The sequence below is a fragment of the Amycolatopsis sp. NPDC004368 genome (genome assembly GCF_053602515.1).
Genome location: NZ_JBSGDT010000014.1, coordinates 43,977 through 60,163, shown reverse-complemented (window position 1 = coordinate 60,163; position 16,187 = coordinate 43,977). Strand labels below are relative to the sequence as shown.

Sequence of the window (16,187 nt, the reverse complement as noted above, 5' to 3'; positions counted from 1 at the left end):
GGGCGACGGTGCCGGCTGGTCCTCCGGGGGGCATTTCGGACTGTAGTCCGCCGGGGTGGTGTGCGAGGGTGGCCGAAATTCAGCGGAGCTGTTCGAGGTCTTTGGCGGCGTGCACGATTTCTTCGGCGAGGCGGCGGAGTTCGTCGGTGTCGGCGCCGTCCTGGGTGGCGGTGGCGATGTCTTCGGCGGCGCAGCGGAGCTGGAAGAGGCGGTCCTGGAGGGCGGCGATCTCGGTGTCGGAGAGCACGACGGCGTCTTCGGGTAGGCCGCTGCGTTGCAGGGCGGTGCGGCGTTCGTAGGCGCGCTGGCGGCAGGACTGTCCGCAGTAGCGGCGGCGGCGGCCGACGTTGCCGGCTTCGGGCAGGCGGCGGCCGCACCAGCCGCAGTGCTTGGGTGCGTTGCTGCGGCGTGGTACGACCAGTTCGTCGCCGGTCATCGGGTGCTCGGCCAGTTCCCTCACCCGCCCGACCCTAGCTGGCCATCGTGTTCTCATGCCGAGGCCATGCCGGTGAGCCACACTGTGGGGATGCGCCCCTCGTTTCCGTACCTGGCCGATCCGCTCCCCCGTGCGTTCGCCCACCGTGGGTGGCACCTCGACGAGCTGGAGGGGATGGAGAACTCGCTGCCGGCGTTCAAGCGGGCGGTCGAGGAGGGTTACCGGTACGTCGAGACCGATGTGCACGCGACGTCGGACGGTGTGGTGGTGGTGCACCACGACGACACGCTGGACCGGACGACAGATGGTCGTGGCTCGATCGCGGCGCAGACGTGGGAGCAGGTGAAGGGCGTCAAGGTGGGCGGCCGGGCGGTGCTGTCGCGGTTGGAGGATGTGCTGGAGGAGCTTCCTCAGGTGCGGTTCAACGTGGATGTGAAGGCGAACAGCGCGGTGGAGCCGTTTCTGCGGGTGCTGGAGCGCACGGGGGCGTTCGACCGGGTGGCGGCGGCGTCCTTTTCGGACTCGCGGCTGGCGCGGTTGCGGCGGTTGGCGGGGCCGAAGCTGTGCACGGCGATGGGGCCGCGGTCGGTGCTGATGGTCTGGGCCAACGGGTGGGTGCCGCCGTTGCCGTTGAGCCGGTTCGCGGGTGGGTGTCTGGCTCAGGTGCCGGTGAAGCAGGGTCCGTTGACGGTGGTGGACCGGTCGTTCGTGAGGGCGGCGGAGCGGGCGGGGTTCGAGGTCCACACGTGGACGATCGACGATCCGGCGCAGATGCGGGAGCTGCTGGACCTGGGTGTGCACGGGATCGTGACGGATCGGCCGGACTTGTTGCGCGAGGTGCTCGTCGAGCGGGGTGTGTGGCAGCAACAGGCGGGCTGAGTGCGGCCGGGGGCGGTGAGCGTCACCGCGGCCGGGCTCACCTGGGGCGTTTGCCTTCCCACGCGGCTTTCCACGTGAGGGGGCCGAGGCGCCCGGAGTCCTTGATGCCGTTGGCGCGCTGCAGGTCGAGGACGGCGGTCTTGGTCTTGTCGTAGTAGCAGCCGGTGCCGGTGAAGCCGTAGCCGAAGGCGTTCATGCGCAGCTGGAAGGTCTTGAGCGCGGGGGCGCAGTCGCCGTAGGCGTAGACGACGCCGGGCCAGGCGGGCATGCCGCCGGCGGGCGGGGCCGGCGGGGGTGTCGGCTTCGGGGGCGGCGGGGCGGGCAGGCCGGTGCCGCCCATGTAGGCGGATTCGTCGTAGGAGGGGACGCGTTTGCTGCGGGCGTCGGCGTCGCCGGTGAGCTTGAGCATCCCGGCGCACTGCCAGGGCTGCCAGCCGCGCATGCGGTAGAGGTAGAGGGCGCGGTAGTCCTGTTCGCGGGGGCTGGCCTGGTCGGGGCGGCCTTGTCCGCCGACGCTGCGCCAGGTGGGCAGGTCGAACTGGTAGGCGCCGTAGTAGCCGTTGCCGGTGTTGATGGTGTAGCGGCCGCTCGACTCGCACATGCGCAGCTTGGCCCAGGCGGTCGTGGCGGGGTCCGCGGACGCGGCGCCGGTGACGGCGAGCTGCAGCCCCAGGACGGCGGCCGCGAGGAGCAGGATCCTCGCGGCACCGCGGTGAGCAGTGCGAACGCGGTTGGTCATGGGTGCACAGTAAGCACGCGACCCATTGACCACAAGAGTCACACCACACACATCAGTCTCACACAAAACGCGAAAAAATCACGTGAGCGACACGCCGCGAGCGCTGTTTCGGAGGCCGTTCGGTGAATGCGGATGATCACCGGGCGACGAACCGGACACGGTTTGCCCGTTCGGCGTCTGTCGCGGGGTCCCGCCCCAGTAGTCTGCCGCCTGACCTGGAGATACGCGACCGCTGAGGAGCCGTGGATGACGCTGGCCGAAACCCGTGACAGGAAGCGGGAACGGTGGGGCTGGTACTTCTACGACTGGGCCAATTCGCCCTTCTATTCGTCGGTGATCACCGTGTTCGGCGCGCTTTACATGAGCACTGTCGCGGCAGCGGACGCGAAGCAGAACATCACCCTTAACGGGGACAGGGCGTGCCTCGATGCGTCCGGTGTGGACGACAAGCTCAACAACTGCGACGTGTCGTTGTTCGGGCTGCATTTCCCGGCCGGTTCGATGTGGGGGTACCTGCTGTCGGTGGCGACGGTGGTGCAGGTGCTGGTGCTGCCGATCGCGGGCGCGGTGGCCGACCGCAGCCGGAACAAGCGGCGGATCCTGGGCTGGTTCGCGTGGCTGGGTGCCGTGGCGTCGGCGCTGATGTTCTTCATGGCCGGGTCCGACTGGCAGCTGGGTGCGGCGTTGTTCGTCGTCGCGAACATCGGCTACGGCGGTTCGCTGGTCGTGTACTACTCGTTCCTGGTCGACGTCGCGGAGCCCGACGAGCGCGACGACGTGTCCGCGAAAGGCTGGGCGTTCGGGTACCTGGGTGGCGGGCTGGCGCTGGCGTTACAGCTGGCGTTCTACCTCAGCCGCGACGCGCTGGGCGTGGACACCGGCACGGCGGTGCGGATCTGCTTCCTGACCTCGGGGCTGTGGTGGGCGGTGTTCACCATCCCGGTGCTGCGCCGGCTCCCCCGCACCCACACGCCCGTGAACGTCGAGCCGGGGGTGCCGGTGCTGCGTGCCGGGTTCCGGGAGCTGCGGCGGACGATCGTGGAGGCGAAGGCGTTCCCGCTCACGCTCGCGTTCCTGGGCAGCTACCTGCTCTTCGCCGACGGGATCTCGACCGTGGTGTCGGTCTCGGCGCAGTACGGCAAGGACGAGCTGCGGTTCTCCGACGAGGTGCTGATCGTGACGGTGCTGGTGATCCAGTTCCTCGCCTACGTCGGCGGGGTGCTGCACGGCCTGGTCGCGCGCCGGCTGGGAGCGAAGCGCACGATCCTGGGCAGCCTCGTGCTGTGGGTCGTGGTGCTGGTGGGCGCGTACTTCATCCGGCCGGAGCAGCCGCTGCAGTTCTACGCGGTCGCGGTGGGGATCGGGCTGGTCCTGGGCGGCACGAACGCGCTGGCGCGGTCGCTGTTCAGCCAGATGATCCCGGTCGGGAAGGACGCGCAGTACTACTCGCTCTACGTCGTGGGCGAGAAGGGCACGTCGTGGCTGGGGCCGCTGGTGTTCGCCGGCGTCGGGCAGGCGACGGGGTCGTTCCGGCTGGCGATCGTGGCGCTGGTGATCTTCTTCGTGCTCGGGTTCGTGTTCGTGCTGCTCGTGCCGGTGCGCAAGGCGATCGTCGCGGCGGGGAACCGTCCGCCCGCCGTGCTGTGAGGCCGGCCCGCCGGGCCGGATAGGGTCGATCGTCGTGACTGCCCTCGACGAAGCCCTTCCCGACGATCCCACCGACGCGCTGTCCCCGGTCCCCGCCGCGCGCGCCCGGGGTGGCCGCCTGAAGTTCTGCTACGGCCCGATGGACTGCGGGAAGTCGACACTCGCCCTGCAGATCGACCACAACCACGCGCGCCAGGGCCGGCGTGGGCTCGTGCTGGTGCGCCACGACCGGTCGGGTGCGCCGCAGATCAGCAGCCGGATCGGGATCACGCGCCGCGCGACCGAGGTGGGTACGGACACCGACGTGCGGGACCTGGTGCGGGCGCGGTGGGCCGAGGGGCAGCACGTGGACTACATCATCGTCGACGAAGCGCAGTTCCTCTCCCCCGCGCAGGTCGACCAGCTCGCGGAGCTGGCCGACGACGCCGGCATCGACGCGTACTGCTTCGGCATCGCGACCGATTTCCGCAGCCGCCTGTTCCCCGGCGCGAGCAGGCTGTTCGAGGTGGCCGACGAGCTGCAGCCGATCCAGGTCGAGGTGCTGTGCTGGTGCGGGCTGCCCGGCCGCTTCAACGCACGGGTGCGGGACGACGAAATACTCCGCGAGGGTGACACCGTTGTGGTGGCAGATACCGAACAGTCCGTAGTTGAGTCTTCAGCTTCGGCGCATTCCAGTGCCGAACTAACTACGGTGCGTTATCAGGTATTGTGCCGCCGACACTTCCGGTTGGGTGACCTGGGCCCCGTGACCGCCCACCACGGTCAGTTACGGTTGTCGTGAACCGTGCGTCAGTAGCCCAACTGGGGGATATCCGCACTTGGAAGGCGGTGTCTGCGTCACGCCAGGGCGCGAAACCTCTCCCAGTAGAGGAAGCTGATGCCGAAGGGTGACACAGCTCATCGTGAGCAACGACATGGTTACCGGGGAATCCCCCGGACGCCGCGATCGTTGCATAGGGTGAGCATCACCCTGGCTCCACCCGGAGCTGACTGAAAGGACCCCATCATGGCCGACCGTGTTCTCCGTGGAAGCCGGCTGGGAGCGGTCAGCTACGAGACCGACCGCAATCACGACCTCGCCCCGCGCCGCACCGTGCGCTACGCGTGCCCCAAGAACCACGAGTTCGAGGTGCCGTTCTCAGACGACGCCGAGATCCCGACCGTCTGGGAATGCCGCCTGCACGGCAGCGAGAGCGAGATCGTCGACGGCGGGCAGCCCGAGCAGAAGAAGACCAAGCCCCCCAGGACGCACTGGGACATGCTTCTGGAGCGCCGCTCCATTCCCGAGCTCGAGGACCTGCTGAACGAACGTCTCGCCGAGCTCAAGGGACGCCGGACCAGCCGGTCCGCGTGAGTCTCGGCCAGTAGCTGGCTCCCAACCCCCGACCGATCGGCCCCCGTGACCTCCCTCCACGGGGGCCTTTCGTATGTCCGGACACCGCCGAAAGGGTGCGAAAGTACACCCGATCGGTCAAGGCCGGTTCGTCCACGCCACCTCGGCCGCGCCATGGCCACGGCCGAAGAGTCGCGGCCGGAGGACCCGACCGGGAAGCTGCACGCCCACGGCACGGCGAGCGGTGTGGTGTCCCGCCCTCGGCTGACGAGCACGCCGACGGGTCGGGCTCAGCGGTTCGGTGCCGGCCGAAATTCAGTGCCGGCCGAAGTTCAGTGCCGGCCGAGCAGTCGCTTGACCTGCTCCAGCCGCCGCTTCACGCCCCACTCCGCGACGCGGAAGAACGCCTCGCGCATGATGTCGCCGCTCATCTTCGACTGGCCGATCTCGCGGTCGGTGAAGGTGATGGGGACCTCGACGATGTCGAAGCCCGCGTCGGCGGTGCGGCGGGTGAGGTCGATCTGGAAGCAGTAGCCGTGCGAGGCGATCTCGTCGAGCTCGAGCTTCTCCAGCACCGGCCGGCGGTACGCGCGGAAGCCGGCGGTCATGTCCGAGACCTTCAGGCCCAGAGCGATGCGCGAGTAGAGGTTCGCGCCGCGTGAGAGCAGCTGACGGCTCAGCGGCCAGTTGACCGTGCTGCCGCCCGGCACGTACCGGGAGCCGATGGACAGGTCGGTGTCCGCGACGGCGTCGAGGATACGGGGCAGGTCCTCCGGGGCGTGCGAGCCGTCGGCGTCCATCTCGACGAAGGTCGCGTAGCCCTGGGCCAGGCCCCACCGGAACCCGGCGATGTAGGCCTTGCCGAGGCCGGCCTTCTCCGTGCGGTGGAGCACGTGGACACGCTCGTCGTCGGCGGCCCGCTCGTCGGCGAGCTCACCCGTGCCGTCCGGGCTCCCGTCGTCGACGACGAGCACGTGGACGTCCGGGAGTGCCTTGTGGAGCCGGTCCAGAACCGGGGCCAGGTTCTCCCGCTCGTTGTAGGTCGGGATCACCACCAGCACCGGCTCGATACCTTCGGCCCCCCGCGGCGCCTGCGCCATCCGTCTCCTCCGAATCCGGCGGTTCAGCCCGCCGCGTCCCCTGCTGTCGTGCCGGCGCGGGTGCGCCGGGTGCGAAAACGGAGTACGAACCCGCCGGCGACACCGGCGATCGCCAGTGCCAGCAGTCCGTACTCCGTCCACGCACCGAGTCGATCCGACAGCGTAGTCTCCGTCCGCAGCGGCACGCGGCCGACCAGGGCGTCTGCGGTGAAAAGGCTGGTCGAGCCGGTGATCGTCCCGTCGGGGGCCACCAGGGCGCTCACGCCGGAGGTCGCGGAGACCACGACCGCGCGCCCGTGCTCGACCGCGCGCAGCCGCGACATCGCCAGCTGCTGGTAGCTCATCTCCCCCGGCCCGTACCACGCGTTGTTGGTGGGAACCACGAGCAGTTCGCCGCCGTCGTCGGTCGCCTTGCGGGCGGGGCCGTCGAACGCGGTCTCGTAGCAGATGAACACGCCGATCTTGGTGCCCGCGACCGACAGGGCGGCGTTGCTGCCGTCGCCCGGGCGCATGTCGAGGGTGTCGTCGACGAACGGGGTGACCAGCTTCGCGATGTCGCGGGCGGGCACGTACTCGCCGAAGGGCACGAGGTCCTGTTTGGCGTAGCGCTGGCCCTGCCCGGTGTTCGGGTCCCACACGAGCGCGGAGTTCTGGGCGGAGCCGTCGGGCAGGCGGTAGAGCGCGCCGATGATGGCGGGCACGCCGTAGGAGTTCACCATCTGGTCCACGGCCGGGTCGTCGCCGTCGAGCGCGGTGGCGGTCTCGGGCCACACGAGCAGGTCGGGTTTGGCGACCTTGCCCGCCTGGATCTGCGCGAGCAGCTTCGCGCTCTCCTCCAGGTGGTTCTGGCGCAGCACGCCGCGCGCGCCCTCGAGGGCGATGCCGATGTCAGGCGCGTTGCCCTGCACCGCGGCGACGGTGAGCGAGCCGTCCTGCGCTTCGGTGCCGATCGTGGGCCACACGGCGAGCCCGGCGACGACCGGCGCCAGCGTGAGCACCAGGGGCACGATGAGCCGGCGGTCGCGCAGCCGGCGTTCCCGCCACCAGCGCGCGACCAGCGCGGCGAGCCCGAACCCGCTGAGCACCACGGCGAACCCGACGAGCGGCGCGCCGCCGACCGACGCCAGCGACAGGTAGGCGCCCTCGGGCTGGCTGAAGGCGACCCGGCCCCACGGGAAGCCGCCGAGCGGGAACCACGCCCGGGGCGTCTCGAGCGCGACGAACACCAGCGCCCCCCACAGCGGCGCCAACGGCAGCCGGGACACGATCCGGATCAGCACCCCGGCGAGTCCGAAGTAGAGCGACAGCGCGCACGACAGGCCCACCCAGGGCCACGGCCCGAATTCCCGGCCGAGGAAGTCCTGCAGCCACACCAGGAGCGCGAGGAAGAACACGACACCGTAGACGAAGCCGTACCCGAACGCGCCGCGCAGCGTCCGTCCACGAAGGACGAGCGCGAACCCGGCGAAGGCGATCGGCGCGAGCCACCACAGCGGTCTCGGGGCGAAGCTGAGGTAGTACAGGTAGCCCGTCGCGCCGGCGGCCACGAGCCGCATCAGCCACGCGCGGGAGAACCGCGGCCGGCGGCGCCGCTTCGAGGTCGTTTCTTGCGGTGCGCCCGGTTCGGGCTCCGCGACAGTCACTGCCACACCCCGAACTCTAGGAGGCGGAGGTGAACTGGTCGTAGATGACCGTGCCGCCGCGGACCGTCCGCAGGCACTCCGGTGCCGCCGTGCCCGGTTCGAGGCGCGGCAGCGGCGGCACGCCGGAACGCGGATCGGTGGACCAGCGCTGCACCCGGGAGTCGGCCGTGGCGACGACGAGGTCGCTCGCGTCCCAGATCGCGTAGTGCGCCGGGGCGCCGGGCACGAGGGTGCCGGTGACGCCGTCGTTGATCCCCGCGGCGCGGTGGCCTGCGCGGGTGTGGGCGGTGAACGCGGCGCGGGCCGACAGACGGGCGGCCGGGGTGTGGTGGTGCACGGCGGCGCGCACGGCGCCCCACGGGTCGAGCGCGGTCACCGGGGAGTCGGACCCGAACGCGAGCACGACCCCTTCCGCGGCGAGCGTGGCGAAGGGGTTGAGGCCGGCCGCGCGCTCCGCGCCGAGCCGCTCGGCGTACATGCCGGCGGGGCCGCCCCAGGCGTGGTCGAACAGCGGCTGCGCGGAGGCGATCACACCCCAGCCGGCGAGGACGCGGGCCTGGTCGGCGGTGACCATCTCCAAGTGCTCGAGCCGGTGGTGGCGGGCGGCGAGCGCGCGCCGGCCCACCTCCTTCTCGGCCAGGCGGAAGGCTTCGACGACCTCCGCGACAGCCGCGTCGCCGATCACGTGGAAGCCGGCCTGCAGCCCGGCCTCGGTGCACGCCGTCAGGTGCTCGGCGAGGCCGGCGGCGTCGGCGTAGAGGGCGCCGGACGTGCCCGGTTCGTCGGTGTAGGGGCTGGTCAGTGCGGCGGTGTGGGAGCCGAGCGCGCCATCGACGAACAGGTCCCCCGCCACGCCGTGGGCGCCGAGGGCACGGGCGGTGTCGAGACCGCCGAGCTGGCCCCAGTAGCCGACGACCTCGGGCAGGCCCGGTTCGGCGGCGAGCGTCAGCAGCTCGGCGAAGTCGTCGTGGCCGGCGATGTCCGGGCCGCCGCACTCGTGGACGGCGGTGATCCCGCACGCGGCGGCTTCGGTGAGGAACGCGCGCTGCGCGGCGGCGCGCTGCCGCGGCGTGATCGCGTTGCGCGCGGCGGCGCGGACGCGGTGGTGGGCGTCGCGGGTCAGCGGCCCGTCGGCGGACCAGCCCTCGCTTTCGCGGGCGGCCGGGGCGAAGTGGACGAGCTCGGTCGACACCAGCGCGGAGTGCACGTCGACGCGGCTGAGGTAGACCGGTGTCGCGCCGACGGCGTCGTCGAGCTCGGCGCGGCTGGGCAGGCGCGGATCGGCCCAGGTCGACTCGTCCCAGCCGTGCGCGAGCAGCGCCTGGCCCGGGTCGGCGGCGACGGCGGTGCGCACGGCGGCCAGCAGCTCGCCGGCGCTGCGCACGCGCGTGAGGTCGAGGCCGGTCAGGTGCAGGCCCGTGGCGGTGGCGTGCACATGGGTGTCGACGAACGCGGGGGCGACGAACGCGCCGTCGAGGTCGACCACCGTCGCGTCGGGGTGCAAGGCGCGGGCGGGAGCGTCCTGGCCGACCCAGACCACGGTGCCGCCGGAGACGGCCAGCGCCGTCGCGTCGGGCGAAGAAGGGGTGTAGATCCTGCCGCCGAGCAGGAGCGTGGTGCTGTCGTTCGTCACGGTGTCAAGTCTCCCCCGCGCCCCGCGCCGCGACCGGACGGGGTCGACGTTTCTCACTCTCCGTGATGGCCGGCGAGACCCTGTGAGCCAGGTCACCTGAACGGGTGGAGCGGGTCGGCACGTGCTTGCTCCGTGAGGGGGCGGCGCCGCCGGTGGCCGCCGAAGGGGACGCGCGGTGCGGGCGACCGGCCGCGCGGGGAGACAGGGGACTTCGATGCGTCAGGTCGTCGCCGGCCCGGTGAACGGGCTCATCCAGGCGGAAGACATCACCGATCTCGTGGCCGTGACCGAGGGCCGGGTGCTGCTGCCCGGTGAGCCCGGGTACGCCGCCGAGTGCGCCGCCTTCAACTTCACCATCCCGCTCGAACCCGCGCTCGTCGTCGCCGCGATCTCGGCCGCCGACGTGCAGAACGCTGTCCGGTTCGCCCGCCGCCGATCACTGCCCGTAGCGATCAAGGCCACGGCTCACCAGGTCGTGGAGCCGGCGCGGGACGCGGTGCTGATCACCACGAGCCGGATGACCGGCGTGAGCGTGGACCCGAAGCGGCGCATCGCTCGGGTCGAGGCGGGGGCCCGCTGGCAGCAGGTCGTGGACGAGGCCGCCGAGTACGGGCTCGCGCCGCTGGCCGGGTCCGCGCCGGGCATCGGGGTCGTCGGCTACACCCTCGGCGGTGGCCTGAGCCCCGTGATCGGGCGCTCCCGCGGCTACGCCGCCGACCACGTGCGCCTCATCGAGGTGGTCACCGCCGACGGCACGCTCCGCACCGTGACGGCCGAGTCCGAGCGTGACCTGTTCTGGGCGCTGCGGGGCGGCAAGGGCAACTTCGGCGTGGTCACGGCCATGGAGTTCGACCTGTTCCCCGTGACCCGGTTCTACGGCGGCGGCCTCTACTACGCCGGCGAGGACCTGGCCGCAGTGCTGCACGCGTGGCGCCAGTGGGTGCCGCTGCTGCCGGAGGAGGCCACAACCTCGGTGGTGGTGCAGCGGCTGCCGCCGGCGCCCGAGCTGCCGGAGGTGCTGCGCGGCGCGTTCGTGGTCCACCTGCGCTTCGCCCACCTGGGCATCCCCGCCGAGGCCGAACGGCTCCTCGCCCCGCTGCGCGACGTCGCTCCGGTACTGCTGGACCTCGTGGCGGAGAAGCCGTTCACCGAGATCGGTGACATCCACCTCGACCCGACCGATCCGTTGCCCTGCTACCACCGCACCGTCGGCCTGCGCGAGGTCGCGGCCGAGACGATCGACGCCCTCGTCGAGCGCACCGGGCCGGGCTCGGACTGCCCGCTGCTGGGCGTGGAGCTGCGGGCGCTCGGCGGCGCGCTCGACCGCGAGCCGGCCGCACCCAACTCGGTGCCGGTGCGCGGGGTGCCGTTCGTGGTGTCCGCGCTCGGCGTCGGCGGCCCCGAGCGGGCCGGGGAGCTGCGGGCGGCGCTCGACGACGTGGTCGGTGCACTGGCGCCGTGGGCGACCGAGCGGCAGTCACCGAACTTCCTCTCAGCCGACGAGGGCTCCTCGGCGGCCGCGGTGCGCGCGATCTACGGGGCGGAGCGCTACGACCGGCTCGCTGCGGTGAAGCAGGTCTACGACCCGGGCAACCTGTTCCGCGTGAACCACAACATCCGTCCGGCGGCCTGAGCCCGCACGTGTCGCAGCGGCCCCGAGCCGCTGCGACACGCACCGTCATCGTGCAAGAAGATTTACGTCGTGGGAACGTTGTGACAGGATATTTTTACGCGTTCCCCCTTTCTTGATGCATGAATGACTGGAGTACAGATGACTGCGATCCAGGAACCTGTGCCGCCCACCGCCCACGACCAGCCGTACGAGTACGCCCGCACCGAGCTCGTGGAACCGGACTGGCGCCGCTTCCCCGGCTGGCACGACGTGACCGAGGCCGAGTGGCGCGACGCGCAGTGGCAGCGGGTGCACTGCGTCCGCAACGTCAAGCAGCTGCGTGCGCTGATGGGTGACCTGCTGGAGGAGCGGTTCTACGAGGACCTGCTCGCCGACCAGCGGGAAATGGCCACGATGTCGATGCTGCTGCCACCGCAGATGCTCAACACCATGGCCGCGTCCGCCGGCAGCGACCCGGTGAAGGTCACCGAGGCGTTCTACGCCGACCCGGTCCGCCGCTACATGCTGCCCGTGCGCAGCGACCGTGACCCCGCCTGGCCCAGCCACCCGCACTCCGAACGCGACTCGCTGCACGAGGCGGAGATGTGGGTCGTCGAGGGCCTCACGCACCGCTACCCGACGAAGGTGCTCGCCGAGATGATCTCGACGTGCCCCCAGTACTGCGGGCACTGCACGCGCATGGACCTGGTCGGCAACTCGACCGAGCAGGTCGAGAAGCACAAGCTGTCGCTCAAGCCGGTCGACCGCCAGGACGCGATGATCGACTACCTCAAGCTCACCCCGGGCGTCCGCGACGTCGTGGTCTCCGGCGGCGACGTCGCCAACGTGCCCTGGCCGCAGCTCGAGACGTTCCTCATGCGCCTCATGGACATCGAGACCGTCCGCGACGTGCGCCTCGCCACGAAGGCCCTCGCGGCGCTGCCGCAGCACTGGCTGCAGCCCAAGGTCGTCGAGGGCCTCGAACGCGTCGCCGTGACCGCCCAGCGCCGCGGCGTCAACCTCGCGATCCACACCCACGTGAACCACGCCCAGTCCGTCACTCCCCTGGTGGCGGAAGCCGCGCGCACCGCGCTCGAAGTCGGCGTGCGCGACGTGCGCAACCAGGGCGTGCTCATGCGCGGCGTCAACGCCACCCCCGCCGCCCTGCTGGACCTCTGCTTCGCCCTGCAAGGCGAGGCGAACATCCTGCCGTACTACTTCTACATGTGCGACATGATCCCGAACGCCGAGCACTGGCGCGTGGCCGTGTGGGAGGCGCAGGACCTGCAGCACGCCATCATGGGCTACCTCCCGGGCTACGCCACCCCCCGCATCGTCTGCGACGTGCCCTACGTCGGGAAGCGCTGGGTGCACCAGCTGGCCGAGTACGACCGTGACCTGGGCATCTCGTACTGGACGAAGAACTACCGGACCGGGATCGAGCACGCGGACCCGGAGGCGTTGCAGCGGCGGTACCCGTACTACGACCCGATCTCGACGTTGCCGGAGAGCGGGCGGACGTGGTGGGCCGAACAGGGCTCCTGAGGTCGTCGACGGCGGGAGGCGGGCGACGCGGGTTCTCGCGATGCCCGCCACCCGCCGTCGTGGTCACGCCGTGGGGCTCACCGGATCACGCGCGCGGGTCCAGCCACCACCGCGCCTTGTAGATCTGCCCCCCGTGCAACTCCAGCGAGTGCCGCGGCCGGTACAGGTCCACCGTGTCGGTGCACCACGGGCAGGCGTTGCCCGGCTGGATCGCCGACGTCACGACCTGCCCGGTGAGCGGGTCGTCGCCGATGCTCTTCACATCCGGGCGGTCGATGGTCGCCTGGCCCTTGAAATCCTTGCCGAAGGTGTGGGCCGAGAGGGAGTACTGGAAGACGCCCGCGACGGTCGTCACCCACAGGCGGTCGGTGTTGCCGCGCACGGGGTAGACGTCGTGGCCGTACGACGTCGGGCCGGCCGGCAAGGGTGTGTCGACGACCTGCCGAAGCGAAGGCGCGGCCGGGGTGCCGCCGATCTCCAGGCCCACGAGGTCGCCGTTGCCGGCGGCCCAGAGCAGGCGCGTGGTGGGGTCGTAGTAGACGCCGTGGGCGCCGGGGAGGTCGAACTGGGCGTAGGTCGCCGAGCGGGGGCCCTGGGAGGCGGTGTAGACGCGGACGAAGCCACCGTTGCTGGCGGTGACCGCGACGTTGCCGTCGGGCAGGAGTTCGGCGCTGTGGGGGTTGTTGGCGGCGCCGACGTTCGTGGCCCAGTAGGAGCCGGTGCCCTGCGGGTAGGGCACGACGGCGGCCAGGCCGTAGGAGTCGGTGGTCAGCAGGTACTGCTGGGTGCCGAGGTGGCGCAGCTGGGCCTCGTCGGGCAGGCCCCACGCGGTGGTCAGGTCGCCGAAACCGTTGGCGGCCGTCGGTTTCCACGTCCACAGGGTCTTCGCGGCGCCGAAGGCGGCGTCGGTCGCGTCGAGGATGTCGATCTGGTCGAAGCCCTGTTCGGTGATCACGATCGGGGTGCCCGAGCCCGCGGGTGCCGCCTCCGCCGGGGTCGTGGTCACCAGTGCCGCCGAGGCCACCACGGCAGCCGCCAGCGCCGCATATCTGCGCATCCGTCCTCCTGGGTTCGCCGGCGACCGGCGTGTCGGGAGGCCACGCGATCACCGGAATGGGTGTGACAAACCCACCCGAGCAGCGCGAGGAGAAGCGGTGTCGCCGCGCGTGCGAACACCGTCTGAACACGAAACGGAGGTTGGTGGGAAAGAGCGGAACGGGAACACGCTCCCCCGCCACTATCAACGTATAACGCACCCGGGGGCTTGTGGCAAGACCCCGGTGATGCCGCACAATCACCGTTCCGAAGCCGCGACCTGCGAAAACCCAGGGGCGGCGAGAACGGTGAAGGGGATCTGTGTCAGCTGAGGGGTACGAACGGGAACTGCGTTCCGAACGCGCGTACGTCGCCGGGTTGTACGGGCGGCTCGACGGCGAACGGGCGCGGCTGAAGGGTGAGTTCGAGGCGGCGCTGGGGGAAAACAGCGGCACGCCGATGGAGCGCGACGTGCGGGTACGGGCGCTGGGCAGGGAGGTGAAGCGGCTGGACGTGGTGGACAACGGACTGTGCTTCGGTCGCCTGGACACGCTCGCGGGCGACGTGTCCTACATCGGGCGCATCGGGCTGTTCGACGAGGACGACGAGTACCGGCCGGTGCTGCTGGACTGGCGGGCACCCGCCGCGCGCCCGTTCTACACGGCCACCGGGGCGAACGCGGAAGGCGTGCGCCGGCGGCGGCAGTTCCACACGCGCGGGCGCGCGGTCACCGAGTTCACCGACGAGGTGCTCGGCCGGCCCACCACGGGCGAGCACAGCGACGCCGACGCGGCACTGCTGGCGGCCGTGAACGCACCGCGCGGCGAGGGGATGCGCGACATCGTCGCGACGATCCAGGCGGAGCAGGACGAGATCATCCGGCTCGACCACCCGGGTGTGCTGGTGATCGAAGGCGGGCCGGGCACCGGCAAGACCGTGGTGGCGCTGCACCGCGTCGCCTACCTGCTCTACACGCAGCGCGAGCGGATGGAACGCCACGGCGCCCTCGTGGTGGGGCCCAACCCGGCGTTCCTGCACCACATCGGGCGGGTGCTGCCGTCGCTGGGCGAGACCGACGTGGTGTTCACGACCACCGGCGGCTTCGTGCCCGGCCTGCACGTGACCGCCGAGGACGTGCCGGAGGTGGCGCGCCTGAAGGGCAGGCTGAAGATCCTCGACGTGCTCGCGGCCGCGATCGCCGATCGGCAGCGCACACCCGAGGAGCCGGTGCCGATCACGGTCGGTGACGTCACTGTGCGCATCGACGCCGAGACCGCGCAGTGGGCCGTCGAGGAGGCCCGCGCGAGCGGGCTGCCGCACAACGAGGCGCGCGCCGTGTTCACCGAGATCGTGACCTACGTGCTCACCGAGCGGGCCATCAGCCGCATCGGCCGGGGCTGGCTTGGCCGCGACGACACCGAGGAACGCGCCGACCTCAAGCGCACACTCGTCGAAGACCTCGCCACCAACACGCGGTTCACGGCGGCGATCGACGAGCTCTGGCCGATCCTCACGCCGAAAGGCCTGCTCGCGGCGCTGTACGAGTCGCCCGAACGGCTGCGCGCGGCCGGTGCGCCCGAGACGCTGCTGCGCGAAGACGGCGAAGCGTGGACGGTGTCGGACGTGCCACTGCTCGACGAGCTCGTCGACCTGCTGGGCCGCGACACGGCCGCCGAGGAGCGGGCCGAACGCGCGGCCGAACGGGAACGCACCGCCCAGGCCGCCTACGCCGCCAACGTGCTCGACACGCTCATCGCGCGCGAGGACCTCAACGACGACGTCGGCCTGCTCGCCAAGGATCTGCTCTACGGCGAGGACCTGGCCGAGCGGTTCACCGAACGCGACACCCGCGACCTCGTCGAGCGCGCCACCGCGGACCGGGACTGGACCTACCGGCACGTGGTGGTCGACGAGGCGCAGGAGCTGTCCGAAATGGACTGGCGGGTGCTGATGCGGCGCTGCCCGGGCCGCTCGTTCACCGTGGTCGGCGACCTCGCCCAGCGGCGGTCGGCGGCCGGGGCGACGTCGTGGGACGCGATGCTGCACCGCTACGTGAGCGACCGCTGGGTGTACCGGTCGCTCACGGTGAACTACCGCACGCCGGCGGAGATCATGAGTGTCGCGGCTGCGGTGCTGGCCGGGTTCGCGCCGGGGATCCGGCCGCCGGAGTCGGTCCGCGCCAACGGCGTCCAGCCGTGGTCCCGGCGCGTCACCGAGGCCGAGCTGGCCGGCGCGGTCGAGGAGTTCGTGCACGAGGAAGCGGGCCAGGCGGGCACGAGCGTCGTGATCGGACCACCGGACGTGCCCGGCGCGCTGCCGGCGTCGGAGACGAAGGGCCTGGAGTTCGACGCCGTGCTGGTCGTGGACCCGGACCGCATCCTCGACGACGGACCGCGTGGCGCCGCCGAGCTGTACGTCGCGCTCACCCGCGCGACCCAGCGCCTCGGCGTGCTGCACCGAGGCGCGTTGCCGGCGGCGTTGACCGGGCTCACCGAGGTGACGGCACCGGCCAGGCCTTACCAATCCGACCAAGAGTAGGCCGACCCCTCGCGGCACGTAACCGTTGCTACGAAGCCATTCGGCCG

General features: G+C 71.4%; 13 protein-coding genes. 7 read left to right on the top strand and 6 right to left on the bottom strand.

Annotated elements, in window-relative coordinates:
- Window positions 1-79: 79 nt before the first annotated feature.
- Window positions 80-436, bottom strand: a complete 357-nt coding sequence (locus tag ACWEOE_RS20755) for a hypothetical protein (RefSeq protein WP_452011705.1) — start codon at window positions 434-436, stop codon at window positions 80-82.
- 90 nt (window positions 437-526) lie between these two features.
- On the opposite strand from ACWEOE_RS20755, the gene ACWEOE_RS20750 reads away from it, so the two are divergent.
- Window positions 527-1,315, top strand: coding sequence for a glycerophosphodiester phosphodiesterase (locus ACWEOE_RS20750; protein ID WP_452011447.1), 789 nt, complete (start codon window positions 527-529; stop codon window positions 1,313-1,315).
- 37 nt (window positions 1,316-1,352) lie between these two features.
- Here the strand turns inward: ACWEOE_RS20750 and ACWEOE_RS20745 are convergent, their stop codons facing one another.
- Window positions 1,353-2,054 (bottom strand): transglycosylase family protein, encoded by a 702-nt coding sequence (locus ACWEOE_RS20745; protein WP_452011444.1) that lies wholly within the window; start codon window positions 2,052-2,054, stop codon window positions 1,353-1,355.
- 246 nt (window positions 2,055-2,300) lie between these two features.
- Here ACWEOE_RS20745 and ACWEOE_RS20740 point away from each other — a divergent pair, with 246 nt between their 5' ends.
- From ACWEOE_RS20740 to ACWEOE_RS20730, 3 genes are all read left to right on the top strand, one after another.
- Window positions 2,301-3,701, top strand: coding sequence for an MFS transporter (locus tag ACWEOE_RS20740; RefSeq protein WP_452011442.1), 1,401 nt, complete (start codon window positions 2,301-2,303; stop codon window positions 3,699-3,701).
- A 34-nt stretch (window positions 3,702-3,735) separates the two neighbouring features.
- A complete protein-coding gene (locus tag ACWEOE_RS20735) occupies window positions 3,736-4,482 on the top strand; it encodes a thymidine kinase (RefSeq protein WP_452011440.1) in 747 nt (248 codons plus the stop codon).
- A 225-nt stretch (window positions 4,483-4,707) separates the two neighbouring features.
- Window positions 4,708-5,055 carry an RNA polymerase-binding protein RbpA gene (locus ACWEOE_RS20730; RefSeq protein WP_091613651.1) on the top strand — a complete coding sequence of 116 codons (348 nt, stop codon included), beginning with the start codon at window positions 4,708-4,710 and terminating at the stop codon, window positions 5,053-5,055.
- A 311-nt stretch (window positions 5,056-5,366) separates the two neighbouring features.
- Here ACWEOE_RS20730 and ACWEOE_RS20725 read toward each other — a convergent pair whose 3' ends face one another.
- Genes ACWEOE_RS20725 through ACWEOE_RS20715 form a run of 3 tightly spaced genes read right to left on the bottom strand, consistent with a single transcriptional unit; the run spans window position 5,367 to window position 9,410 of the window.
- Entirely contained in the window at window positions 5,367-6,134 is a 768-nt protein-coding gene (locus ACWEOE_RS20725) for a polyprenol monophosphomannose synthase (protein WP_452011438.1), read from the bottom strand.
- A 23-nt stretch (window positions 6,135-6,157) separates the two neighbouring features.
- The gene (gene lnt / locus ACWEOE_RS20720; RefSeq protein WP_452011437.1) at window positions 6,158-7,783 is read right to left on the bottom strand and encodes an apolipoprotein N-acyltransferase; all 1,626 of its coding nucleotides are present in this window, start codon (window positions 7,781-7,783) and stop codon (window positions 6,158-6,160) included.
- A 10-nt stretch (window positions 7,784-7,793) separates the two neighbouring features.
- Entirely contained in the window at window positions 7,794-9,410 is a 1,617-nt protein-coding gene (locus ACWEOE_RS20715; RefSeq protein ID WP_452011434.1) for an amidohydrolase, read from the bottom strand.
- A gap of 214 nt (window positions 9,411-9,624) precedes the next feature.
- Here ACWEOE_RS20715 and ACWEOE_RS20710 point away from each other — a divergent pair, with 214 nt between their 5' ends.
- Both ACWEOE_RS20710 and ACWEOE_RS20705 read left to right on the top strand, forming a co-directional pair.
- Window positions 9,625-11,043 (top strand): FAD-binding oxidoreductase, encoded by a 1,419-nt coding sequence (locus ACWEOE_RS20710; RefSeq protein WP_452011431.1) that lies wholly within the window; start codon window positions 9,625-9,627, stop codon window positions 11,041-11,043.
- A 138-nt stretch (window positions 11,044-11,181) separates the two neighbouring features.
- The gene (locus tag ACWEOE_RS20705; protein ID WP_452011429.1) at window positions 11,182-12,567 is read left to right on the top strand and encodes a KamA family radical SAM protein; all 1,386 of its coding nucleotides are present in this window, start codon (window positions 11,182-11,184) and stop codon (window positions 12,565-12,567) included.
- Between the two features lie 85 nt (window positions 12,568-12,652).
- On the opposite strand, the gene ACWEOE_RS20700 is transcribed toward ACWEOE_RS20705, so the two are convergent.
- Window positions 12,653-13,624, bottom strand: a complete 972-nt coding sequence (locus ACWEOE_RS20700; protein WP_452011427.1) for a DUF6528 family protein — start codon at window positions 13,622-13,624, stop codon at window positions 12,653-12,655.
- Between the two features lie 299 nt (window positions 13,625-13,923).
- Here ACWEOE_RS20700 and helR point away from each other — a divergent pair, with 299 nt between their 5' ends.
- Window positions 13,924-16,140, top strand: coding sequence for an RNA polymerase recycling motor ATPase HelR (gene helR / locus ACWEOE_RS20695; RefSeq protein WP_452011424.1), 2,217 nt, complete (start codon window positions 13,924-13,926; stop codon window positions 16,138-16,140).
- Window positions 16,141-16,187 lie beyond the last annotated feature (47 nt).